This is a genomic window from Pseudomonas sp. JAI111, assembly GCF_024809425.1.
GTDB lineage: Bacteria > Pseudomonadota > Gammaproteobacteria > Pseudomonadales > Pseudomonadaceae > Aquipseudomonas.
In genome coordinates this window covers 46,281-70,385 of record NZ_JANUCB010000004.1, presented here as the reverse complement: position 1 = coordinate 70,385, position 24,105 = coordinate 46,281, and the positions used below count along the sequence as shown (strand labels likewise).

The 24,105-nt window shown below is 57.1% G+C and carries 21 protein-coding genes; 17 read left to right on the top strand and 4 right to left on the bottom strand.

The window, feature by feature from the left end:
* The first annotated feature begins 72 nt into the window (after nucleotides 1-72).
* From HNR03_RS14345 to HNR03_RS14320, 6 genes are all read left to right on the top strand, one after another.
* Nucleotides 73-1,089 carry an arginine N-succinyltransferase gene (locus tag HNR03_RS14345; protein WP_259154233.1) on the top strand — a complete coding sequence of 339 codons (1,017 nt, stop codon included), beginning with the start codon at nucleotides 73-75 and terminating at the stop codon, nucleotides 1,087-1,089.
* A gap of 61 nt (nucleotides 1,090-1,150) precedes the next feature.
* Complete coding sequence (gene astA, locus HNR03_RS14340) at nucleotides 1,151-2,185, top strand: arginine N-succinyltransferase (protein WP_259154232.1); 1,035 nt, start codon at nucleotides 1,151-1,153, stop codon at nucleotides 2,183-2,185.
* A gap of 300 nt (nucleotides 2,186-2,485) precedes the next feature.
* Nucleotides 2,486-3,262, top strand: a complete 777-nt coding sequence (locus tag HNR03_RS14335; RefSeq protein ID WP_259154231.1) for a hypothetical protein — start codon at nucleotides 2,486-2,488, stop codon at nucleotides 3,260-3,262.
* Nucleotides 3,259-3,897 (top strand): transposase, encoded by a 639-nt coding sequence (locus tag HNR03_RS14330; protein ID WP_259154230.1) that lies wholly within the window; start codon nucleotides 3,259-3,261, stop codon nucleotides 3,895-3,897. Before HNR03_RS14335 ends, HNR03_RS14330 begins: the two co-directional genes overlap by 4 nt.
* A gap of 37 nt (nucleotides 3,898-3,934) precedes the next feature.
* Nucleotides 3,935-4,111: a hypothetical protein gene (locus HNR03_RS14325; protein WP_222585977.1), complete on the top strand. Its 177-nt coding sequence runs from the start codon at nucleotides 3,935-3,937 to the stop codon at nucleotides 4,109-4,111.
* A 207-nt stretch (nucleotides 4,112-4,318) separates the two neighbouring features.
* Nucleotides 4,319-5,188: an oxaloacetate decarboxylase gene (locus HNR03_RS14320; protein WP_222585976.1), complete on the top strand. Its 870-nt coding sequence runs from the start codon at nucleotides 4,319-4,321 to the stop codon at nucleotides 5,186-5,188.
* A 150-nt stretch (nucleotides 5,189-5,338) separates the two neighbouring features.
* Here HNR03_RS14320 and HNR03_RS14315 read toward each other — a convergent pair whose 3' ends face one another.
* The 3 genes from HNR03_RS14315 to HNR03_RS14305 form a co-directional block, all read right to left on the bottom strand.
* Complete coding sequence (locus tag HNR03_RS14315; protein ID WP_259154229.1) at nucleotides 5,339-5,641, bottom strand: hypothetical protein; 303 nt, start codon at nucleotides 5,639-5,641, stop codon at nucleotides 5,339-5,341.
* Between the two features lie 666 nt (nucleotides 5,642-6,307).
* Nucleotides 6,308-7,549 (bottom strand): M20/M25/M40 family metallo-hydrolase, encoded by a 1,242-nt coding sequence (locus tag HNR03_RS14310; protein WP_222585975.1) that lies wholly within the window; start codon nucleotides 7,547-7,549, stop codon nucleotides 6,308-6,310.
* 216 nt (nucleotides 7,550-7,765) lie between these two features.
* The gene (locus HNR03_RS14305; protein ID WP_259154228.1) at nucleotides 7,766-8,839 is read right to left on the bottom strand and encodes a diguanylate cyclase; all 1,074 of its coding nucleotides are present in this window, start codon (nucleotides 8,837-8,839) and stop codon (nucleotides 7,766-7,768) included.
* A gap of 182 nt (nucleotides 8,840-9,021) precedes the next feature.
* Between HNR03_RS14305 and HNR03_RS14300 the strand changes: the two genes are divergently transcribed.
* From HNR03_RS14300 to HNR03_RS14290, 3 genes are all read left to right on the top strand, one after another.
* Nucleotides 9,022-10,476 (top strand): NAD(P)/FAD-dependent oxidoreductase, encoded by a 1,455-nt coding sequence (locus tag HNR03_RS14300; protein WP_259154227.1) that lies wholly within the window; start codon nucleotides 9,022-9,024, stop codon nucleotides 10,474-10,476.
* 22 nt (nucleotides 10,477-10,498) lie between these two features.
* Nucleotides 10,499-11,446, top strand: coding sequence for an alpha/beta fold hydrolase (locus HNR03_RS14295; RefSeq protein WP_259154226.1), 948 nt, complete (start codon nucleotides 10,499-10,501; stop codon nucleotides 11,444-11,446).
* A gap of 144 nt (nucleotides 11,447-11,590) precedes the next feature.
* Complete coding sequence (locus HNR03_RS14290) at nucleotides 11,591-12,967, top strand: VOC family protein (protein WP_259154224.1); 1,377 nt, start codon at nucleotides 11,591-11,593, stop codon at nucleotides 12,965-12,967.
* A gap of 100 nt (nucleotides 12,968-13,067) precedes the next feature.
* Here HNR03_RS14290 and HNR03_RS14285 read toward each other — a convergent pair whose 3' ends face one another.
* Nucleotides 13,068-13,745, bottom strand: coding sequence for a type 1 glutamine amidotransferase domain-containing protein (locus HNR03_RS14285; protein WP_222585970.1), 678 nt, complete (start codon nucleotides 13,743-13,745; stop codon nucleotides 13,068-13,070).
* Nucleotides 13,746-14,161: 416 nt separating this feature from the next.
* Here HNR03_RS14285 and HNR03_RS14280 point away from each other — a divergent pair, with 416 nt between their 5' ends.
* From HNR03_RS14280 to HNR03_RS14245, 8 genes are all read left to right on the top strand, one after another.
* Nucleotides 14,162-14,677, top strand: a complete 516-nt coding sequence (locus HNR03_RS14280) for an Hcp family type VI secretion system effector (RefSeq protein WP_007948242.1) — start codon at nucleotides 14,162-14,164, stop codon at nucleotides 14,675-14,677.
* 134 nt (nucleotides 14,678-14,811) lie between these two features.
* Complete coding sequence (tssI, locus tag HNR03_RS14275) at nucleotides 14,812-16,854, top strand: type VI secretion system tip protein TssI/VgrG (RefSeq protein ID WP_259154222.1); 2,043 nt, start codon at nucleotides 14,812-14,814, stop codon at nucleotides 16,852-16,854.
* Nucleotides 16,844-17,581: a DUF4123 domain-containing protein gene (locus tag HNR03_RS14270; protein ID WP_259154221.1), complete on the top strand. Its 738-nt coding sequence runs from the start codon at nucleotides 16,844-16,846 to the stop codon at nucleotides 17,579-17,581. The genes tssI and HNR03_RS14270 overlap by 11 nt, the downstream gene beginning before the upstream one ends.
* On the top strand, nucleotides 17,581-22,251 hold the full coding sequence (locus HNR03_RS14265) for an RHS repeat protein (protein WP_259154220.1): 4,671 nt from the start codon (nucleotides 17,581-17,583) through the stop codon (nucleotides 22,249-22,251). The genes HNR03_RS14270 and HNR03_RS14265 overlap by 1 nt, the downstream gene beginning before the upstream one ends.
* Nucleotides 22,252-22,253: 2 nt before the next feature.
* A complete protein-coding gene (locus HNR03_RS14260; protein ID WP_259154219.1) occupies nucleotides 22,254-22,511 on the top strand; it encodes a hypothetical protein in 258 nt (85 codons plus the stop codon).
* Nucleotides 22,512-22,818: 307 nt separating this feature from the next.
* Nucleotides 22,819-23,010, top strand: a complete 192-nt coding sequence (locus tag HNR03_RS14255) for a hypothetical protein (RefSeq protein ID WP_259154218.1) — start codon at nucleotides 22,819-22,821, stop codon at nucleotides 23,008-23,010.
* Between the two features lie 437 nt (nucleotides 23,011-23,447).
* Nucleotides 23,448-23,690, top strand: coding sequence for an HNH/endonuclease VII fold putative polymorphic toxin (locus HNR03_RS14250; RefSeq protein ID WP_259154216.1), 243 nt, complete (start codon nucleotides 23,448-23,450; stop codon nucleotides 23,688-23,690).
* Between the two features lie 2 nt (nucleotides 23,691-23,692).
* Nucleotides 23,693-24,097 (top strand): immunity 50 family protein, encoded by a 405-nt coding sequence (locus HNR03_RS14245; protein WP_259154215.1) that lies wholly within the window; start codon nucleotides 23,693-23,695, stop codon nucleotides 24,095-24,097.
* Nucleotides 24,098-24,105 lie beyond the last annotated feature (8 nt).

Sequence of the window (24,105 nt, the reverse complement as noted above, 5' to 3'; positions counted from 1 at the left end):
AACGCGTGGAAATTGACAGTGATAGTCAGGTTCGGTGCCAACCGCTGAACCCTTTGATACAGGAGTGCGTCCATGCTGGTCTTACGCCCAGTCGAACTAACCGACCTGCCCCAGTTGCAGCAACTGGCGCGCGACAGCCTGGTCGGCGTCACGTCCCTGCCGGACGACACCGAACGCCTGCGCATGAGGATTCTCGATTCCTGCGCCTCGTTCGACAAAGACATTGCGGCACATGGCCCGGAGAATTATTTCTTCGTGCTCGAGGATCTGCAGGCCCAACGGCTGGTGGGCTGCTCGGAAATCCTGGCCACCGCCGGTTTTAACGAGCCGTTCTACAGCCTGCGCAATCGCCACTTCACCAGCGCTTCCCGGGAACTGAACATCGAGCATGGCGTGCCGGCGCTGTCGTTATGTCACGACCTCAACGGCCACACGTTGCTGCGCGGCTTTCACATCGACGCCGCGCTGGTGCGAACCGCTTTTTCAGAGTTGCTGTCGCGGGCCCGACTGCTGTTCATTGCCGCCCATGCGCAGCGCTTTGCCGACACAGTGATCACCGAAATTGTCGGCTTCAGCACCGATGAAGGGCAATCGCCGTTCTGGGATGCGGTGGGCAAGCACTTCTTTGACCTGCCTTATGCCGAGGCCGAACGGCTTTGCGGTCTGGAGAGCCGGACCTTTCTTGCCGAGTTGATGCCGCAATACCCGATCTACGTGCCAATGCTGCCGCAAGCAGCGCAGGCGTGCATTGGCCGCATCCACCCCGATGGCCAGGAAGCCTTCGATATCCTTGAGCGCGAAGGCTTTGAAACCAACAGCTACATCGATCTTTTCGACGGTGGCCCGACCCTGTATGCGCGCACCTCGAACGTCCTTTCCATCGCCCAGAGCCAGACCGGCGTGGTGCAAACCGGTTCGAATGTTGATGCACGCGGCAGTTATCTGGTGAGCAACGATTCGCTGAAGGACTATCGGGCCATCGTCGCCGAGCTGGATGTCCTGGCCGGACAACCGGTGCAATTGAGCGCGCCGATGTGCGCCGCGCTGAACGTGACCGAGGGCAGCCCGATCCGGCTGATCGCCCTGTGAGCCTCACTCGCCCGCGTGGCCAACGACAGCGCCCGAGCAGGCGCGAAGAAGGAGCTGCATCATGATCGTCCGCCCGGTTCGCGTCACCGACCTGCCCGCCTTGATGGATCTGGTGCAACAGGCCGGCCCCGGGTTCACCACCCTGCCGGCCAACGAGGAACGCCTGGCGCATCGGGTCCGCTGGGCCCAACGGACCTTCGCCGAACAGGTCGAGCGTGCGGATGCCGATTATTTGTTCGTCCTTGAAGACGACGATCAGCAAGTGGTCGGTATCAGCGCCTTGGCCGGCGCCGTCGGCCTGCGTGAGCCCTGGTACAACTATCGGGTCGGGCTGACGGTCAGTTCGTCGCCGGACCTGGGTATCCAGCGGCAGATTCCGACGCTGTTCCTGAACAACGAAATGACCGGCCAATCGGAAATCTGCTCGCTGTTCCTGCGACACGATCAACGCCACGGCAGTAACGGCCGATTGCTATCGCTGGCACGCTTGCTGTTTGTTGCCGAGTTCCCACACCTGTTCGGTGACAAGCTCATCGCCGAACTGCGTGGCAGCGCCGATGAACATGGCTGCTCCCCGTTCTGGGACAGCCTGGGCCGGCATTTCTTCAAGATGGATTTCAGCCACGCCGATCATCTGTCGGGCCTGGGCAGCAAATCGTTCATCGCCGAACTGATGCCCCGCCAACCGCTCTACACCTGCCTGCTCACCGAACAGGCCCAGGCCGTCATTGGCAAGGCGCACCCCAACACCGAACCGGCGATGAAGATCCTCTGCGCCGAAGGGTTTGCCCACCAGGGGTACATCGACATCTTCGATGCCGGCCCGGTGATCGAAGCCCCGATCGCGAAAATCCGCACCGTACGCGACAGCCAGCCACTGCTGTTGACCATCGGTACGCCGGACGAGCAGGCGCCGGTGTGGCTGATCCACAATCGTCGCCTGGAAAACTGCCGCATCACCGCCGCCCAGGCCAGACGGGTGGGCAACAGCCTGATCGTCGACCGCCTCACGGCCAAACGCCTGCAACTGCAACCCGGCGACTCGGTACGTGCCGTGTTGCTGCGCAAGCAACAGCAGCAGGCTGTTGCAGCGTGATTCAACCCGGTTTGAAGGCATGGCCGCGTGGCACTCGCTAACCTGATCGCTGGGCACTTCCATTAACTATCGAAGTGTTCTGCGTGACTTGTTACACCCTTCCAAAACATCCAATAACAACTCACAACATCAACTAACAACTAACGATTTGCCTTCAATCACTGTCATCACCATACTTAAAACACACAACAACTACACCCACAGAATCAACCATGCGACAGCCCACAAATAACTGGCATAGTTGAACCACTCTATTTCTTGATACGTCCCACTTTAAAATCCAGCAAAGCAGGCCACTTCATGATCGAGACACTTTTAGACAAAGGCCTATCGCCAAGCCAAATCATAAAAAGCCTTGAAGCCCTGGACATCACCAGACACATCGAAAGGCTCGCCAATCAGTTGAACAAAAACACTGCACACACTCAGCAAACCTCTAGAAGTGCAGAGATCATGAAGTCAACAAACATCCATACCAGAACACTGATATTGCACTGTAATGGCGATGGCAATATCGGCCTCAAGGCACCTGACAACGCCGGTGCCTCGGAACTGCTTTATACCGTTCCGGGAAACAGTATTCTTTTCGCTATCAATAATCAGTCATTCCCGGTCCAGCTTTATGAAATACAGGACGACAAGTTGACGCTGGGACAATGGATCATCGTCGACGCCGACAATCCGCTGTTCATCGACGGCACAAAGGTCCTGTTCGACAGCAATCCGACAGGCCATGGACATGAGGCGTTCATCGGCAGCATCAACCTGCCAGACCGAAGCGCAGACATAGGCGTGTTTGACCGCGCCTCATTGGACAAGATCGCCTGGTTCCCCCACGACGATAGCGCCGCACGCTATCTGGAAAGCCTTGAGTTGCTGGAGACTGCACAGGATCCAGAGGCACGTAAGGTGGCCGAAGAATTGATTTATCACTACCACCCCGCTGTTGCCTGGAAGGCCTTTCAGACCATTCAGCAAACGGACCAGCAGGCCGCACTGGATTACGTGCCTTTGCTGAGAAACCTGCAAAACAACCACCTGAACGTCTTGCTCGACCAACAGAGTGAAGCAGCATGAAACTCAATACGTTTATTGAGCGCATGACGTCTTACGATCTGGACCGAGACAAGCCCAAGATCATGGAAGACCTGCGCCAACTCGCGACTAACCGTACATTATTGAGTGAACATCTTTACACCGTTATTCAACAAGAAGGTTTCAGCACGCGAAACAGTCTCTACAACGCTTATGCCTTTGTATTGCATTACAACGACCTGTTTACTGTCCGATTGGGGTTTTGGTCTCCGGTCTCATCGAAAGATGAAAGTGAAACGTTCATCTATGACCTGAACCACACCCACGACTTTGAAATTTATGCAGTGGGTTACAGCGGAGACGGGTATACGACTGTTACACGAGAAATCCTTGATGCCCCCATCAGAGTCGGAAGAAGACCACTTCTTGGCGAAGAAAGAGTACTCAAACTGGCGCCAGGGGAAATCCTGCACATGCGCCCACTGTACGACGTGCATAAGCAGCTTCCACCTAAAACGATGTCCGCCTCGTTGAGTTTGCTTATTCATCCTCAACGGTCCGTTAAAACAGAAGAAGCCTGGTGCTTCGACGAGAACTATGTGCCGACTTATCCCGGCATTGCCATGCACGAAACAGCTTTCTATGAAGAAACACTGTCAATGCTCGAACGCGGGTAGTTATACCTGCACCCATAAATAAAAAAGGAACAACCGTATGAACAAGCCTATGACCCAATGGAACCAAACTCCTCTGATGCACGCTGCCACCAACGTGATCAATACACCGGTCAAGACCACTGCACTATCTCCGTGCGCCAGTTTCATGCCTCGCTATAACGTAGGCAATATCCACGAAATCAAGAAAATCTGGAGCGTGCCAGCACACGGCTAAATCGCTTTCGTTAAACGCTCCACCGAGGCTGCAGACTGACAAGGTCTGCGGCCTTTTTTGGCTTCGACGTTAAGGCGCTGATCAATTGACTCAAGTCAGTGCAAAATTCGTCATCATCTTCACCTCCCCCGCGTGATAGCCTTTTGTTCCTTCGGCGTTGACACCTTTGCTCAAGCCTTTCCATTCCTTTGTATTGGTGGAACTCATATGTCCAGGCTCTCTCATCAAGATTTGCGCCGTAGCTTTCGCGAGCTGTTTGCGTCCAACGCTTGCTATCACACGGCGTCGGTCTTCGACCCGATGTCGGCCCGCATTGCCGCTGACCTGGGTTTTGAAGTGGGCATCCTGGGGGGATCGGTTGCGTCATTGCAGGTGCTGGGCGCCCCTGACTTCGCCTTGATCACCCTCAGCGAGTTCGCCGAACAGGCCACGCGCATTGGCCGTGTGGCGCAATTACCGGTGATCGCCGACGCCGACCACGGCTACGGCAACGCACTCAACGTGATGCGTACCATCGTCGAACTCGAACGCGCCGGCATCGCTGCGCTGACCATCGAAGACACCCTGCTGCCGGCACAATTCGGCCGCAAATCCACCGACCTGATCGGGGTCGCGGAAGGCGTCGGCAAGATTCGCGCAGCCTTGGAAGCGCGGGTCGATACAGAGATGGCAATCATTGCGCGCACCAATGCCGGGATACTGCCTGTACAGGAAGTCATCAGCCGCACCCAGCAGTACCAGAAAGCCGGTGCCGACGGTATTTGCATGGTCGGCGTGCGTGACTTCGATCACCTCGAACAAATTGCCGAGCACCTGAGCGTACCGTTGATGCTGGTCACTTACGGCAACCCGGCGCTGCGCGATGACAAACGCCTGGCTGAACTGGGTGTGCGGGTGACCATCGACGGTCACGGTGCGTACTTTGCGGCGATCAAGGCGACTTACGACAGCTTGCGCGAGCAGCGGCAGATCTTCACACAGGCGGCGGATTTGAGCGCCACCGAGCTGACTCATACTTATACGCAGCCCGAGGAATATATTCGTTGGGCGGAAGAGTTTATGAGTGTGAAGGAATAACGGTTTAGCAGGTATTGTTGTAGTGATTGCAATGGCCCCTTCGCGGGCAAGCCCGCTCCCACATTGATCGATGGCGTACACAAATAATGTGTCCACTAAAAATCCCCTGTGGGAGCGGGCTTGCCCGCGATGGGGCCAGATGTCACACCGCTAAACGGCGGCTTTGAACCCCTCCTCCCGCTGCAACGCCCGCGCCTGAATCACATCCAGAATCGCACAGCCCTCGCGCATCAACAGATGCACGGCGCTCGTCACTCGCGTCAAATCACAGTCGGAAATGCCTTTGAGACCCAGAGTGGACAAGGTGTCCGCCAGATCGCGAACAACGGTGAAACGATGCGCCGCGCAGGCGGCGAGGTCGCTGAGTTCTTTGTGGGTATTGATGAAGAGCACCGGGTTTTCGGCGTCGTAGGTGTCGATGGGGAGGTAGCGCGGCATGACTTGGTCGAACATAGATGAAACTCCTGTAGTTAAAGCAACCACCATTCGCGGCCAAGCGAAAAGGTGGCAGCCGTACGCGGGTTGGCCGACCGGTCACAGGAATCCGGCACACCCGGAGGTGTCCCACGCACAGCCGCCATAACACGATTTTTCAGACATAAATCGCCTGAACGGTATTTGGTAGCTGGCGTTCCTGTATCCGACCGGCCAAGGTCGTTCGCAGAGTTTTCCGCGAGCCCGAACTATAGGGGTCGATACCGAAACGCGGCAACAGGGTACGTTGTAGGAAACGTCTTGGAAAGTTGTGCGCCACAAGTCGATCGTTCCCACGTCGAGGCGTCGAACCGTCTGCGTGGGAATGCCTCAACGGACGCTCCGCGTTCGGCTCTGGAAGGGACGCGGAGCGTCCCGGGCTGCATTCCCACGCAGAGCGTGGGAACGATCAGTGGCGTGAATCAGTGCTGGCCAACTCCATAATCGTCCTCGACTACAGGTAAATCCGTCGACCTCCGCGTAATCCTTCGGCCGTATGGAGATAAATGATCGTTCCCACGCTCTGCGTGGGAATGCCTCAACGGACGCTCCGCGTTCGGCTTTGGAAGGGACGCGGAGCGTCCCGGGCTGCATTCCCACGCAGACGGTTCGACGCCTCGACGTGGGAACGATCAGCGGCATGAATCAGTGCTTGGCCAACTCCATAATCATCCGCGACAACAGATAAATCCGCGGAGCCACGCTTTCGACCTCCGCGTACTCCTCGGGCGTATGGATATTGCCGCCCACAATTCCGAACCCGTCCAGCGTCGGCGTGCCCACACCGGCCGATAGACTGGCGTCCGCCGCCCCGCCACTGCCTTCTTCGGTCAACTTGCGACCGATCTCACCGTAAATCCCTTGCGCCATTGCCATCAGTCGATCCGATTCCGCCGTCTGCGGCATCGGTGGCAGGCCGCGTTGGAGCGTGGTCGTGACTTGGGTATCCGCAATCAGCTTGTCCTGGGACACCCGCGCCAGGTCCTTCTCGATCCGGTCAAACTCTTCCGGCACCGCCGCCCGCACGTCCGCCTTGGCGGTGGCCTGGTCTGGAATCACGTTTGTGCGGTCGCCGGCCTTGAGCACGGTGAAGTTGATGGTGGTTTTCTTCGCTTCGTCGCCCAGTTTGCCGAGCTGCAAAATCTGGTGCGCGGCTTCCATCGCCGCGTTGCGCCCCAGCTCCGGCGCGACACCGGCATGAGCCGCTTTGCCTTTGACTTCGACCACGGCGGTGGCGCTGCCTTTGCGCCACACCACCAGGCCATCCGCCGGGCGGCCCGGTTCAAGGTTGAGGGTTACGTCGTGGGTCTTGGCGGTTTTCTTGATCAGGTCGGTGGCGATGTCCGAGCCGGTCTCCTCACTGGCGTCGAGCAGGAAAGTGATCTGCGCATAGTCCTTGAAGTCGAGATTCTTCAGAACTTTCAGCGCATAGATCCCGGCAACGATGCCGCCCTTGTCATCCATCACGCCCGGCCCATAGGCGCGGCCATCCTTGATGTGGAACGGGCGCTCGGCGGCCGAGCCTTCCTTGAACACGGTGTCCATGTGCGCCATCAGCAGGATTTTTGCCTTGCCGGTGCCTTTGAGCGTGGCGATCACATGGCTGCTCTTGTCCGGCGTGTTCGGCACGAGTTCGATGGTGGCACCGAGCTTTTTCAGCTCATCGATGGCGATGTCGCGCACTTGTGTCAGGCCGGGCTCATAGCCGGAACCGGAGTCGATGTTCACCAGCCGTTCCAGGAGTTTCAGGGCTTCAGCCTTGTATTGCTCGGAATCGGCGAGGACTTGTTTGTGCGGTTCGGCGAAGGCTGCAGGGGCCAAAACGCCGAGGGCGAGGGTCAGGCCAAGGCTAGTGGCCAGCAGAGAGCGAGGGAGCTTGAGCGTCATGAATCGGTCCTTGTTTCGTGTCGGGGGTCAAAAACACCCTACCTGACTACGGCGCAAGGCTCTAGACCGAATGCGACACCCATAGACCTGCCACGCCGCAATCCCCTTGTGGGAGTGAGCCTGCTCGCGATGACGGTGGGTCAGCTTGCATTGATATTGAATGAACTGCCGCCATCGCGAGCAGGCTCGCTCCCACAGGGGGATCTACGGTGAATATCAGACCGGGTCGAGCAGTTCGTGCTCGGACTGGCCGCCAATGCGGCAGATCACGCGGTTGCGGCCGGTGGTCTTGGCTTCGTAGAGCGCTTGATCGGCGTCTTTGAGCCACAGGGTAGCGTCGGTGTGGGCCGGGCTGAATGCTGCAAGACCAATGCTCAGGCTGACGTTGAGCGCCGGGGTCTGCTCGTAACCTAACGTGACGAAGCGATCACGCAAGGCATCCATGGCGGCCGCGGCGCTGTCGAGGGGCAAGTCCGGCAGTAAAACGCAGAATTCATCACCGCCATAACGCCCCGCCACGTCAGTTGCCCGCAAGTTCTGCTTGAGCATTTTGCTCAGCTGACGCAACACAATATCCCCGGCGACGTGGCCGTAGGTGTCATTGATGGCTTTGAAATGATCGATGTCGATCAGCGCAATCGCGCCGCCCTGTTGCTGGCGCTGGCAACGCTGGAATTCAACTTCCAGCTGATCCTTCCAGGCCCCGTGGTTCAGCAGGCCGGTGAGGCTGTCGGTGCGGCTCAGGGCCAGCAGTTCACGTTTGTGCCGGCCGAGGGTGGTGGCCTGCCGAAAGCAGATCCAGCCCAGCGCCAGTGGGTACACGATCAGCAGAGGCAAACAGGCATAAAGCTGCAACGGACTGGTTTGCGCGATGAAGGTCGGTGTGAACACCAGCATGCCGACACCGATGCCGAGAATCTGCGCGACCGTTCCCACCAGCAGGAAACGCAATCCGCCAATGGCCACGTTATTCATGGCCATCATCGAAAGAGTCGCTGCGCTCGCCAGTGGATTGAAGTGCATCGCCGCGACCCAGAATCCGCCCAGGCAGGCGTCGACCAGGATGTTGCGATGTTCGGCGTGAAAGGGAACCTTCGCCCGACGCGCCCATTGATAGGCGACATGCGGCCAAAGCACGCCATTGAATACCATCAGCCCCCACACCCACGGCGCCGGATCGAGTGGATACATCGCCGCGCCGACGCACAACAACCCAAGCACCAGGCCCAGGGTTCGCGATGTGTAGAGCCTCCTGGCCAGAGAAAGCCCTTTTCCTCCCGTTTTTCCCATAAGGGCCTCTGCGCCACTGAACGAAAGCGGATAACACCAGGGTAGCGGGTGTGCTGGGAGTCTATCAGGGCAACGTTAAATAGCCATCACCGGTGGGCAACCCGGTTTATGCAGGTCGACCGGCCAATGTTTGGCTATACATGAAGAGAGGGTTCGGTCAGCAACCATTACCAAGGAGGCCCATGCAGACCTTTCAGGTGTTGATCATCGGCAGCGGTTTTGGCGGTCAGTGCGCGGCGATCAATTTGCTCAAGGCAGGCATCGACGATTTTCGCCTGTTGGAACGACGGGACTTTTTCGGCGGCACCTGGTGCCAGAACACCTACCCCGGCGCCGCCGTCGACGTGCCCTCGCCGCTTTATTCATTGTCCTTCGCCCCTTACCGCTGGACGCAAATGTTCGCCGAACAGGCTGAACTGCACCACTACACCGAGTACGTGGTGGACCTCTTCGGCCTGCGGGACAGGGTCGAGTTGCAAGCCAATGTCGAATCCGTCGAATGGGACGCCGATAATCAGCGCTGGGCCGTCCACACCGGCACCAAAGGCACTTTTTACGCGCAGTTCCTGATCAATGCCACGGGGCCGTTGAGCCAACCGGTCATCCCGCATTTCGAAGGCCAGGAACGTTTTCAAGGCAAGACCTTTCACACCAACAATTGGGATCACGCCTTCGACTACCGGCACAAACGCGTTGCCATCGTCGGCAGCGGCGCCAGTGCCGCTCAGGTCATCCCGACGATTGCTCCCGACGTCGAGCACCTGCATGTGTTCCAGCGCACGCCGCACTGGGTACTGCCACGCGCCGACCGCGCCTTCGGCCCCTTCCAGCGTTGGTTACTGGGCTTCAAACCGGCGTACAAGCTGCTGCGCTGGAGGCTCTACTGGCAGTTCGAAACCCGAGTGATTGCCTTCAAATACTCAAAACCGGCGATTCGCATGGTCCAGCAACATGCCTTGCGTTTCCTCAAGCGCCAGGTGCCCGACCCCGAATTGCGCCGCAAGTTGACCCCGGACTTCACCATCGGCTGCAAGCGCGTGATTATCTCAAGCACCCTGTACCCGGCGCTGGGGCGCAGCAACGTGACGCTGCATAGCCGCGAGCAAGGCATCGCGTCCATCGACGAAACCGGCATCGTCACCCAGGACGGCCAGCACATCGATCTGGACCTGATCGTCTGGTCCACCGGGTACGACGCCACCGACGGGGTGATTTCCTACCCGGTCACCGGCAAGCACGGCACCCGGCTCAAAGACGTCTGGGCGCAGTATCCACGGGCGTACCTGGGCACCAGCCTGCCGGACTTTCCCAACCTGTTTATCGTCACCGGCCCCAACACCGGCATCGGCCACACCTCGGCGCTGTTCATCATCGAATCGCAGATGAACTACATCCTCGACTGCATCCGCACGCTCAAAGAACGCGGTTTGCGCAGCATCGAAGTTCGCCCCGAGGCAGAACGTACCTACACTGAGATGATCCACCGGGAAATGGAACGCACCGTCTGGAAGTCCGGCGGCTGCCACAGTTGGTATCAAAGCAGGAGCGGTCACGTCGTTGCCATGTTTCCGGGGTTCAGTTTCAGCTATCACCGGTTGACGCGGGCACTGAAACCCGCCGACCACATTTTGTCCTGATCACTGCCAAGGAAAACGCCTGATGCTTGTTTTAGTTGTCGCGATCGCCGTTTTCGTAGCCTGGAGCTGGTTGAGCTACCCGGCCATCGGTTACTGGCTGTATGACTTGGACACCGCCCTGGAGGCCAAGCTGTATCGGCTGCATAAGATCGTTGTGCCGATCGCCGAAATGACCGTGTCGACCTGGCAAGGCGGGCCCTACGAAGCGTCCAGCAGCGTACTGATGCTGCATGGCTTCAGCGCCGACAAGAACATCTGGCTACGTTTCGCCCGGCATTTTGTCGGCAACTATCGCGTGATCATCCCCGACATCGCCGGTCATGGCGAAACCGGCTTCAAGGCCGGGGGCGGCTACGACATCCCCCTGCAGGCCAAACGAATGATCCAGCTGCTGGACGTCTGCGGGGTCGACAAGGTCCATGTGATCGGCAACTCGATGGGCGGCTACATGGCGGCGTGGCTGGCGGCGACGTATCCGGAGCGGATTGCCTCGGTCGCGCTGATCGATCCGGCCGGCGTGACCGCCCCCGAAGCCAGCGACCTGGAGCGACACCTGGCCAAGGGACATAACCCGTTCCTGATTCATTCGCGGGAAGAATTCCGACGCTTCTACGCCATGACCATGGCCGAACCACCGTGGGTGCCGGGCGTGGTGCTGGACGCCATTGCGCAGCGCTATGAACAGAGTCGCGAGGAGCTGGAGGAAATCTTCAACGATTTCCGTGCCAGCCCGCCGATGGAGCCCAAACTGCCCGACATCAAATGCCCGGCCCTGTTGCTATGGGGCCACAAGGACCGCTTGATCGATGTCAGCAGCGTGGCCGTGTGGAGTAAAGGCATCGCTGATTTGCGAGTGGTCATCTGGGACCACAGCGGCCATATGCCAATGGTCGAACAGCCGAGCAATACCGCGCGCTTGTACCGAGAGTTCTTGGGATCGCTGCGTTCGGAAAGCCGTTCTCACCTGTAACCACTGGCTCGGTAGCGGCTACACCGGACGGGTGCATGCAGTCCTTGGCAGAATGAAGTCCGTAAGATTCTTCGTTTGTCGGCGCCGCAGAAGGCTGCGATCTTTTCCCACATCCTTCACGTCACCGCGCCAGGAATTTTTTTCATGAGCCACCCAAGCTTCGTCAGCCCTGACCTGATCCGCCAACGCTTCTCCAAAGCGATGTCCGACATGTACCGCGAAGAAGTGCCGCTATACGGCGCGCTGATGGAATTGGTAGAGCAGACCAACCGCCACGTGCTGGACAGCGATCCGCAGATCGCCCGGCAATTGAACAGCACCGGCGAAATCGAGCGATTGGACCTTGAGCGACACGGCGCCATCCGCGTCGGCACCGCCGGTGAACTGGCCACCCTCGCCCGCCTGTTCGCGGTGATGGGCATGCAACCTGTCGGTTACTACGACCTGACCCCGGCCGGCGTACCGGTGCATTCCACCGCCTTCCGCGCCGTGCACGAAGCCGCGCTGCAAGTCAGCCCGTTCCGGGTGTTCACTTCGCTGCTGCGCCTGGAACTGATCGAAGACCCGGCACTGCGGGCCTTCGCCCAGTCGGTGCTGGATAAGCGGCAGATTTTCACCCCGACTGCGCTGGCACTGATCGAGCGCGCTGAAACCGAAGGTGGCCTTACCGAACAAGAGGCCCGGGATTTCGTCGAACAGGCGCTGGAAACCTTTCGCTGGCACCACAGCGCCACCGTCACCGCCGAGCAGTACCAAAAACTCAGCGCCCAGCACCGCCTGATCGCCGACGTGGTGGCGTTCAAAGGCCCGCACATCAATCACCTGACGCCGCGCACCCTGGACATCGACATCGTCCAGGCACAAATGCCCGCCCATGGCATCACGCCCAAAGCCGTGATCGAAGGCCCGCCCCGCCGTCAGTGCCCGATTCTGCTGCGCCAGACCAGTTTCAAGGCACTGGACGAACCGATTGCCTTCACCGATCAAGCCGAGACTCGCGGCAGCCACAGCGCACGTTTTGGTGAAATCGAACAACGGGGCGCGGCGCTCACCCCCAAAGGCCGGGCGCTGTACGATCGTCTACTCAACGCCGCCCGCGATGAATTGAATGACTTCCCCAACGAAGCCAATGCCGCCCGTTACAACGCGTTGATGACGCAGCATTTCGGCGAATTCCCTGACACCTACGACGGCATGCGCCAACAGGAACTGGCGTACTTCCGCTATTTCGTCACGGAAAAAGGCCTTGCAGCGGATGAGCTGAAATCCTTGACCCTGGACGATCTGCTCAGCGGCGGCTATTTGCGGGTGGAACCGTTGGTGTATGAAGATTTTCTGCCGGTCAGTGCGGCGGGGATATTTCAGTCGAACCTGGGGGATGCCGCTCAGGTAAATTACGGCGTGCATTCGAACCGCCAGGCTTTTGAACAAGCCCTGGGACGGCCGACGATTGATGAATTGGGGCTGTATGCCGAGACGCAGCGGCGTTCCATCGAAGAGTGTTTTGCAGCGTTGAGCTAAACCTCAGTCGCACAAAAACGCAGCCTACGACACCTCCTACAGTTGAAAAGCGATCCCCTGTAGGAGCTGTCGAGTGAAACGAGGCTGCGATCCTTTGATCTTATTTCAACTTCGCCAACAACGCTTCGGCGGCAGCTTCAGACGACGCCGGATTCTGCCCCGTGATCAGCAAACCATCCGTGAGCACGTAACTCGCCCAATCCGCGCCCTTGGAATACACACCGCCTTTCTCCTTGAGCATGTCCTCCACCAAAAACGGCACGACCTTCGTCAGTTGCACCGCCTCTTCCTCAGAGTTGGTAAACCCCGTCACACGCTTGCCTTTGACCAGCGGCTGGCCGTCGGCCCCCTTGACGTCACGCAACACACCGGGCGCATGACAAACGGCTGCAACCGGCTTGCCCGCCTTGATAAATGCCTCGATCAGCGCAATTGAATTCTTGTCGTTGGCCAGGTCCCACAACGGGCCATGACCGCCAGGGTAGAAAACCGCGTCGTAATCTTCAGCTCGCGCGCTGCTCAGCAGAGCGGTAGACGCCAATGCGGACTGAGCGGCGGAATCTTTGCGAAAACGATCGGTGGCCGCGGTTTGCGCGTCCGGCTCGTCGCTTTTCGGGTCCAGCGGCGGCTGGCCACCCTTGGGCGAGACCAGGGTCAACTGAGCGCCGGCATCCTTGAAAGCGAAGTACGGTGCGGCGAATTCTTCCAGCCAGAAGCCGGTTTTCTTACCCGTGTCACCCAATTGATCGTGGGACGTTAAAACCATCAGGATTTTCATGTCGTTCTCACTCCGTTTCAGGGTTGTTCGGACGCTCGACGGCGCTGTTTTTATGGACCACTGTGCCAACCGATTCGTTGCACCGGATGTGCAGTGCCATCGAGTGATAGCGCAAAGCCTTGATGCGCAAGTTCTTGCGCACCCTTTCTTCAGAACGGTCCTACCTTGGCGCTAAACGCCCAGCCTGCCAAGCCTTTCAGCCAAGTGCGCAAGAAGTTGCGCAGTGGTGCGCAAGTTCTTGCGCACATTCCTTCGTGTTCTTGGCCCAACCTCGTTTCAACAGCCTAAAAAAAAGATCAAGACCTTGATTTATATGGCTTTATCAATTTATGGCACGGACCTTGATAACAGTCAGCCACCCACCGGGCGATACCGCCTCCCGGGCACCCTCACTTTATTCAGCAAGGAGCACATCCATGGCTACACCAGCGTACATGTCCGTCACTGGCGAAAAACAAGGTCTGATCACTGCCGGCGCATTCACCGCCGACTCGGTTGGCAACACCTACCAGGAAGGTCACGAAGACCAGGTCATGGTTCAGGCTTTCAGCCACGACGTGATCATCCCGCGTGACCCGCAGTCCGGCCAGCCAACCGGCCAGCGCGTACACAAGCCAGTCGTGATCACCAAAGTCTACGACAAGTCTTCGCCACTGCTGCAAGCCGCCCTGACTTCCGGCGAGCGCATGAGCGAGATCGTTATCCAGTGGTACCGCACTTCGGCTCAAGGTACCCAAGAGCACTACTACACCACCAAACTGGAAGACGCGATCATCGTCGCCATCAACAACAAAATGCACAACTGCCAGGATCCGTCAAACTCGCACTTCACGCACCTGGAAGAAGTGCAATTCACCTACCGCAAAATCACCTGGACCCACGAAGTATCCGGTACTTCGGGTTCCGATGACTGGCGTCTGCCAGTCGCTTAATCGCGGCTGACCGCTTCACGCATCGGCCAGCTCTGCTGGTCGATGTTGTTTACGCCTTTCCAGAATTTTGCGTCTGCTGACCCCTTTTCCTGGGGCTTTTGGCGAACGCCGCTGCACTGCACGAGGAACAAGGGATGTTCGCGCCGGCCAATCAGACTCACTTTGCCCTGACTATTGAAGGTCTTTCCAGCGACTTTCAGGTCCTTTCCCTGCAAGGTCGGGAAGCCATCAGCCAGCCTTTTGTGTTTGAGGTGGAGCTGGTCAGTGAACAGCCGTCCCTGGACCTCGAAACCCTGCTGCACAAACCGGCCTTCCTGCAGCTCTCGCCTGACGGCAGCGGCATTCATGGCCAGATCTATCGCGCCGCCCAGGGTGATTCCGGCAAACGTCTGACCCGCTACGCGGTGACCCTGCGCCCGCAACTGTCCTACCTCGCGCACCGCATCAACCAACGCATCTTCCAGAACCTGACGGTGCCGAAAATCATCGGCATGGTCCTCGAAGAGCACGGCATCCAGAGCAATGCCTACGAATTCAAAGTCGGGGCGATTTATCCTGAGCGCATTTACTGCGTTCAGTACGATGAATCGGACCTGCAATTTGTCCAGCGCCTGTGCGAGGAAGAAGGTATCCACTACCACTTCCAGCACAGCGCCACGGCCCACAAGCTGGTGTTCGGCGATGACCAGACGGTGTTCCCGAAACTCGCCCCCGTGGCCTATCAGCAAGATTCCGGCATGGTCGCCACCGACCCGGTGATCAAGCGCTTTGACCTGCGCCTGGAAACCCGCACCAGCCGCACCACCCGCCGTGACTACGACTTCGAAAAACCGCGCCTGACGCTGGAAAGCGAAAACCGTGGCGACGCCCTGCCCGACCTCGAAGACTACGACTATCCCGGTCGCTTCATCGACCGCGAACGCGGCAAGCACCTGGCCAAACGCAGCCTGGAACGCCACCGCAGCGACTTCCAGCTCGCCGAAGGCAAAAGCGATCAGCCGTTGCTGGTCAGCGGCCACTTCCTGGCCCTGACCCAACACCCGAAAGCCAAATGGAACGACCTGTGGTTGCTCACCGAAGTCCTGCACGAAGGCAAACAGCCGCAAGTGCTGGAAGAATCGGTCACCAGCGACACCACCCGCCTCAAGGGCGATTTCCACCAGGGCTACCGCAACCGCTTTCAGGCGACCCCGTGGGACGTGCCGAACCGCCCGCCCCTGACGCAAAAGAAACCGCGCATCCTCGGCAGCCAAAGCGCCGTGGTCACCGGCCCCAAAGGTGAAGAGATCCACTGCGACCAGTACGGCCGCGTCAAAGTGCAATTCCACTGGGACCGCGAAGGCCAGGCCGACGACAAGACCAGCTGCTGGCTGCGCGTCTCCTCCGCCTGGGCCGGCGCCCACTATGGCGGCATCGCCATCCCGCGGATCGGCATGGAAGTGCTCGTCACCTTCCTCGAAGGCGACCCCGACCAACCGCTGATCAGCGGCTGCCTGTACCACAAGGAAAACGTCGTCCCCTACCCGCTGCCGGCGAACAAGACCCGCAGCACCTTCAAAACCCTCAGTTCCAAGGGTGGCGGCGGCTTCAACGAACTGCGTATCGAAGACAAAAAGGGCCAGGAACAGATCTTCCTCCACGCCCAGCGCGACTGGGACGAAAACGTCGAACACGACCAGAAAATCCGCATCGGCAACGAACGCCACGACATCGTCGAGCAAAACAGCTACAGCGAATTCAAGGCCGAAGAACACCACACCGTCTACGCCGACCGCAAAGTCGAAGCCCGCGCCAACGACCACCTGACCGTGGGGGTCAACCAGCACATCAAGATCGGCACCGGGCAATTCATCGACGCCGGCCAAGAGATTCACCTGAGCAGCGGCATGAAAGTCGTGCTCGAAGCCGGCAGCGAACTGACCCTCAAGGGCGGCGGCAGCTTCATCAAGATCGACGCCAGCGGCGTGACCCTGAGCGGCCCGGTGATCAACATGAACTCCGGGGGTGGACCGGGCAGTGGGACCGGGGCGGCGCCGTTATTGCCGGGGGTGTTGAAGCAGGCGGATGTGGACAGGGCTGGGGCGATGTTGACGCCGGCTCAGGTTAATACGCTGAAGCGTAATGCGCCGTTTTGTGAAGAGTGTGAGAAATGTAAGGCAGGTGCTTGTGCGATCTGATCTGTTGACTCCGCAGGCGTGGCTTGCAGAACGGCCGTTGCAGGCCAATGAACATCTTTATTTGATCGTCAGCGCCGCCAGCGATGCCGAAGCGCTCAAGACGCTTTATCAGAACGATCCCACGACTCAGGCGACGCCAATCTGGGGCGGTACCCCCTACGCAGGCTGGCAACAGGTCATGCCCTACCTCGTCGAGTTGAAACCCAACTCCGGTTTTCTGCAGTGGATTGCCGAGACGGATGCGCAGGATTGGGGTTGGCTGGCGGTTTCAACCAGCTCGCCCGACGTGGTGTTCGAACACCTTCACAGCCTGACCCAAGTGCGCATGCCCGACGGCACCGAGGTGTTTTTCCGCTTCTGGGATGGGCGGCATATTTATCCGATTCTGGAAGGATTGGGTGACGCGGCGGGTGAAGTGCTGCCGGTGTTTGATCGGTATCTGATTAATGGGAAACGGTTGGACGTTGGGCAGCGAGTGGTGCCGAAGGCGAAAGATTGGCCTTGGTGGGAGGTGCCGAAGGAGTTGCTGGATGGCCTGGCGAAAAAGAACCCGTCAACCCAGGTGGGCAACCTGATGCAGTGGCTGGAGATGGAACGTCCAGACCTCTACGCCGCTTACCCCGAGAGCAACCTGAAGCTGAAAATCGCACGTTTCGTGCGCCGCCCGGATGCTCCGAAAAACCTGAACGAAGCACTGTTAAACCACCTGATTCTGGAGCAAGGCTGATGGATCGCGTTGCCTACGTTGATAACCAACTGAATACGTTCAAGGACAGCTTGACGCTGTATCAGGAACAAACCAAAACCTGGTACGCGAAAGTCGCCGATAAAGGCAGCCGCGCCGCCGACCTGCCCTCCCTGCTTGGCATGGAACGAGTGATTAAGGTTGGCAACACCAGCAAATCAGTGAGCACGACTGACGGTGACTTCACCTCAAACGTCGCCCAGTGTCCTCTCAAGGGGCCGTTGCTGATCGAGAGCAAATTCGAATCGGTTTACGACATCCCGTTAGGCGATATCGAAGTCGAAATCGTTGCGGTTGAAGGCGGCGCGATCAGCAAGGTCAAGCTGGATGCTCAAGGCAAAGCGGCCTGGACAGGTGGTGTTCCGGGCAAGTTCTACAAGATCCGCGTTCACAACGAAGTGACACCAGCGCAGATCGATACGCTATTCAACTCCTATGGCGGTCTCACCGCGGACCTGGAAGGTTTCCTGCGCAAGGAGTGGGCCGGGTTCAAACCTCAGTGGTCGAATGTGTCGGCTTCCGGCACCGCGATGGCTGTCGGCAACGGCATCCTTGAAGGCGGCTGGGAAGCGATAAAAGGCGTCTGGGACGGCATCAGTCTGGTGCTGGATATCCTGCAAGACCCTGGCAAGTTTGCAAAAGACCTCGGTGCCGGCACTCAGAAACTGATCGATCTCGCCAAACAAACGCCTGACGTCATGAAAAAGGCCATGTTGCTGGCCAGCGACGAGGCCGCCCTGTTCCTGATGGTGCGCAGCGCCGTTATCTGGCTGGCGGGCCTGCCGCCAATGAAGATGGCCGGCGACGTCGCAAAAATGACCACGGCAGCGGTCGTCGGAATCGCAATCGACATCGTCATCTCGATCGTGCTGACCATCGCAGCGGAAGGCACTGGCGTCATTTACCTCGCGGCACGGTTGAAGAAGTACGGCGAAATCATCATCAAGGCGGTGACCGGCTTTGTGGAGTCGGTGTTCAAGATCATCAAAGGCTTCATGGAATACGTCACGAAATACACGGCGGTTGCGGCGCGTGGTGTGACGGCGCAGGTGAAGAGTGGTTTGGCGCAGTTGCGGTTTGACGGGAAGAAAAACGCGAAACTGGGCAGGGGCAAAGCCGGTGATGACGTTTCCAGACAAGCAAAGACGCCTGCCAACCAGAGCGCAGAGCCCGCCGCCAAAACCTGTACCGACAAATGCCCCGTTTCGATGGTCACCGGCGAAGAATTGTTGACGTTGAGCGATGGCCAACTCGACGGTCTGCTGCCGTTTGAGTGGACACGCCTGTACCGAACCAGCGCCGTGGAGATCGATTGTGGTTTGGGATACGGCTGGAGCCATGCGCTGGCACACCGGATCGAAATCAACGGTGACGAAGTCATCTGGACCGACCACGAAAACCGTGCCACGCCGTTCCCGCTGCCGAGCCAACAACGCCCCGCCATTACCAACAGCCTGTCTCGGGCTGCGATTTTCATTGGTGACGATCCATCGGAGCTTGTTCTGGCGCAGGCCGGAACCCGTCCCTCGTTCTACCACTTCCGCTTCAACAGCAAAGGCGCAACCTTGATTGCCATCAGCGATAGCTATGGCAACCGGTTGCACATCACTCGCGATATCCATGGGCGGATAAAGCGCCTCGACAACGGTGCCGGTCGTGCCCTCCTCCTGCGTTATGACCGCAAGCACATTGTCGCCGTCGATTATCAGCAGTTCCTTCCGGCAGACAATCTGGAAGACGCCTGGAACACCGTCCAGACGTTGGTCACCTATAGCTATGACGAGCAGCATCGCCTGATCGAAGCGAAGAACGCGGCCGGTGAAGCCGAGCGCTATCGCTACAACGATCAACACGTGATTCTTGAGCGGCAACTGGCAGGTGGCGCCAGCTTCTTCTGGGAGTGGGAGAACGAAGGCAAATTGGCGCGTTGCGTTCATCACTGGGCGAGTTTCTCGCAGATGGAAGCGCACTACGTCTGGGACGATAAAGGCAGCGTGACCGTTACCAACGCCGATGGCAGCGAAGAGGTTTACACCCACGACGATAAGGCGCGGTTGATCAGCAAGATTGACCCCGATGGCGCTGAACACCTCAAGGCTTATGACGAAAAAGGCCAACTGATCGCCGAAAAAGATCCGTTGGGCGCGGTGACCGAATACCGGTACGACGAAGACGGCTTGATGACGGCCGTCATTCCTCCGGAAGATGAACCTGTCACTTATGAGTACAGCAATGGATTCGTCAGTGATGTTCATCGCGGCAAAGCCACGTGGAAGTATCAACGCAACAATCAGGGCGACATCACTCAACAGATCGACCCCGATGGCAACGCCACCCTCTACAGCTACGACCGTCAGGGCCGACTGCTGGCAATCCGCCACCCCGATGGCAGCCGCCATCAATTAGGCTGGAACAACCTCGGTCAACTGCTGGAAGAAAGCCTGCCCGACGGCGGCCAACGCAAATACCGTTATGACGCCTTGGGCCGACAGATCACCCGCCAGGAAGAAACCGGCGCGATCACCCACTATCAATGGGATGCTGTCGACCGTCTGACACAAGTCACCCTGCCCGGCGGCGCTACCCGTGCGTTCACCTACAATCCGTACGGTCGCGTCACCGCCGAGCGCGATGAACTCGGTCGCATCACCCGTTACGAGTACGCCGACGGCCTGCACTTGGTCAGCCGCCGGATCAATCCAGACGGCAGCCAGTTGCGCTACCGCTACGACAATTCGCGCCTATTGTTGACCGAGATCGAAAACGAACGTGGCGAGCAGTATCACCTTGATTACTACGCCAATGGCCTGATCCAGCAGGAAACCGGATTCGACGGTCGTCGCACCGCTTATGAATACGACCTCAATGGTCGGTTACTGAAGAAAACCGAGTTCGGTGATGACGGCAGCGAACTGATTACCGCATACCAACGCGACGCCGCTGGCCGCTTGCTGGTGAAAACCCTGGCCGATGGCGAGGAAATCCACTACAGCTACGACGCCTTCGGCCGCCTCGTAAACGTTGACGACGGCCACTGGCCGCTCGCCTACGAATACGACTTGCAGGACCGCCTCATCACCGAACACCAAGGTTGGGGCACCCTGCGCTACGAGTACGACAAACTCGGTCAACTCAGCCATTGCCGCCTGCCGGACGGCAGCAAACTCGATTACCACCATCAACGTGGCGGTCAACTCAGCAGCATCGACCTCAACGGTTCGCGCCTGACTTCCCATCAGTTCAGCGCCGGTCAGGAACTACAGCGCCAGCAAGGCCTGTTGCTGAGTCAGTACCAATACGACGAACAAGGCAGATTACAGGCGCACACCGTCAGCCAGCAGGACCGCAACCTGTTCCGCCGGCGCTACGCCTATGACGCCAATGGCAACCTCGCCGGCATCGACGACAGCCGCAAAGGCAACCGCAGCTTCCACTACGATCCACTTGATCGCCTGATCAACGTTCGCGGCAGCACCCCGGAAAGCTTCGCCCACGACCCGGCCGGCAACTTGCTGGGCCAAGGCGATCAACCCGCCGCGCACCTGGCCAACGTCAAAGGCAACCGTCTGCTGATGCAGGGCGACCGCCACTACGACTACGACGCCTACGGTAACCTGACCCGAGAACGTCGTGGCACCGGGCAGAAACTCGTCACCGAATACCGTTACGACTGCCAACACCGCTTGATCGGCGCCAGCCTGCCGGGTGGCAGTGCCGCGACCTACAAATACGACGCCTTCGGCCGCCGCATCGAAAAAACCGTCGACGGCAGCACCACAGAATTCCTGTGGCAAGGTGAACGCCTGATCGCTGAAAGCGCTGACAACCGCTATCGCACTTACATCTATGAACCGGGCAGCTTCCGTCCGCTGGCGATGCTCGACGGTGAAGGCCCACTGAAAGCCACGCCGTTTTACTACCAACTCGACCACCTTGGTACGCCGCAGGAACTGACCGATTACAGCGGTGAGATCATGTGGTCGGCCAAGTACCGCGCTTACGGCAACCTCGCCGCCCTCGACGTCGCTGAAATCGACAACCCGTTGCGCTTTCAGGGGCAGTACTTCGATGCGGAGACAGGCTTACATTACAACCGGCATCGCTACTACAATCCGGGGACCGGGCGGTTTTTGACGCCGGATCCGATCAAGCTTGCGGGTGGGTTGAATAACTACCAGTACGTGCCTAACCCTACGGGGTGGGTGGATCCGTTGGGGTTGAGTAGTGGTTGTCCAGGTAGTAAGGGGACTGGACTCAATGAGCCAACGGGGAACTCGAGTGTCACAGAAGTATCACCCAGCGCTCCAGCGCCTAGAGAAGAACTCGATTGGAAAAGCGTTGTACCTGCAAAAGGGAAGTACAAGGGCCAAAGTCGAGAAGATCATGTCCGGCTACATAATGTCGACAATCCCGGCAAGCCACAACACGGCGTTTTCTATGGCGATGGTGTCGATGTGACTAACGAGGCTTGGAAGAAAGCTCAAACAGATGGAATTAAACCGGACTCAACGGGTACATTACGTGTGCCGATGGCTAAAATAGTTGGCCGCTCCGGAGGGGATGAAGCAGAATTAGGGAAATTATTTTACGACCTTGAGATGAAGCTAGTCCCAGGAACCAACAAAATAATCACTTCTTATCCTGCAGAGTAAAAATGAAAAAATACTACTGGTATAAAAACTGCCCAGCCTGCAAACAGGGTAGATTGATTATTACCCGCGACCTCACTCATGAAAGGCTATATCTGCACTGTGAAGAGTGCGAGATGGGCTGGTTAAATTCTAGCGACGCGAATGAAAACAAAAATGGATTTCTTACTTTGCTAGTTGACTTCGAGACGGAAAACCCAACTTTAGAAACAATTCAAAAAAACAATTGGTCCGAAATTGCAAACCATTCATTTGAAGAATAATGACAATTAAAAATCGCTGACTTTATTTAATACCATATAAACTGTTAAAGGAGAAGTGGTCACTTCCAAGCCAAAAAAGGGGACGGACAAAAAAGGGGACGAATTTATTTTCACCATAGAAAATAAATCCGCCCCTTTTTCTATTTTTTTGCTATATCAATTACCACAATCCAAGTGATAAAGCATGATAATTAAAATCATCAAATGGACCTCAAGAGAGGCCGAAGAGGCGGAGGTTGAAATCAGCGACGGCTAATTCACTTGCGTCGCCTTCTCTCAGCAATGCAATGCCAAAGCTGGCGAGTACGTGACTGACCAGTTCCACGTATTCGCCATAAAAAATGCAATGATTAGTGATAACTCCGCACTAGGAGTTTGGAGAACAAGAGACGCAAAACTGGAACTAAAAGTTGTCGCCAAAATAGTCGACACCAAAAATCAAGTGATCGCCGTCGGCAATATAAAAATGGTGATTGATGATTTTTACCAGGTGGACTAGAGAATGGAAACATTATTGAATTCGAATGTGCAAGAATAGATCTGTGGTAACACGCCAGATAGAAGAAAATTGGGATATTATACGTAGAAACCTTGGGATACTAACTCCCAAAAAAGGGGCTAGAAAAAAGTGAGCGAGTAATGCAGACGCATTCAAATCAGCAATCGACCTAGCCAAAGGATTTTAAATTGGACACAGACTATAGAAAAGGGGACGGATTTATTTTCACACTTCCACACGGGTCTACAGATGGACATTAAACATGTGCTATTCATCATTCTAAAAAAGGGGACGGATTTATTTTCACTACAGAAAATAAATCCGTCCCCTTTTTTTCCAAACAAGCTAAATCCGAAGCAGGAGTTCCAAGAACACAGCAGCCCGACCCTGTTTACGACCCTACAACAGGCAAAACGCGTCAGTACAAGTATGTGAGAATGACAGACAAAGCCGGTGAAAGTATTCTAAATAGCGAAGGAAAACCAATACTGACACGGGAATATCAATACACACGTGGCGATGGTTCAAAGGTAATTATTCAAGACCATTCTGCGGGTCACCAATACCATGAGCTTGGAAACAAAGGTGATCAGGCTGCTCATTTTAATTTGCGACCGATTGAAAACACCAGAACGGGTAAGATCCCAGGTGCAAAAGATCACTTCTACTTCAAGGAGTAATTATGAAATTCTGGAACAATCTTGACGGCAGTACTTTCTTCAACCAGATTTTCACAACTTCGGTTGAAATAGACACAATTGAGCTTTTCACTATAAGCATAGACAACAACAGACCAACTATAATTTTAGAGTTTGACATCAAGCAACTACCTGACGCACCTCCTCTCAAATGGAAGAAGTCTGACTACAACACCTGCCGCATCGGCCTAAACTGCGGCGGAATCAGCGACTTAACGATAAAAAACATACCCACGAAAGAAAAACTTAACATAACCATCACAAACAAAGAAAATATTTTTACAATTCATGCATCAAACACAAGCTCACTAATTGAGTTCAAAACAAAATTCGCTTTACTTTGCGGACCATCAGTTTACATGAATAGTAGTGATTCCGAACAACTCTAGCATCAAAT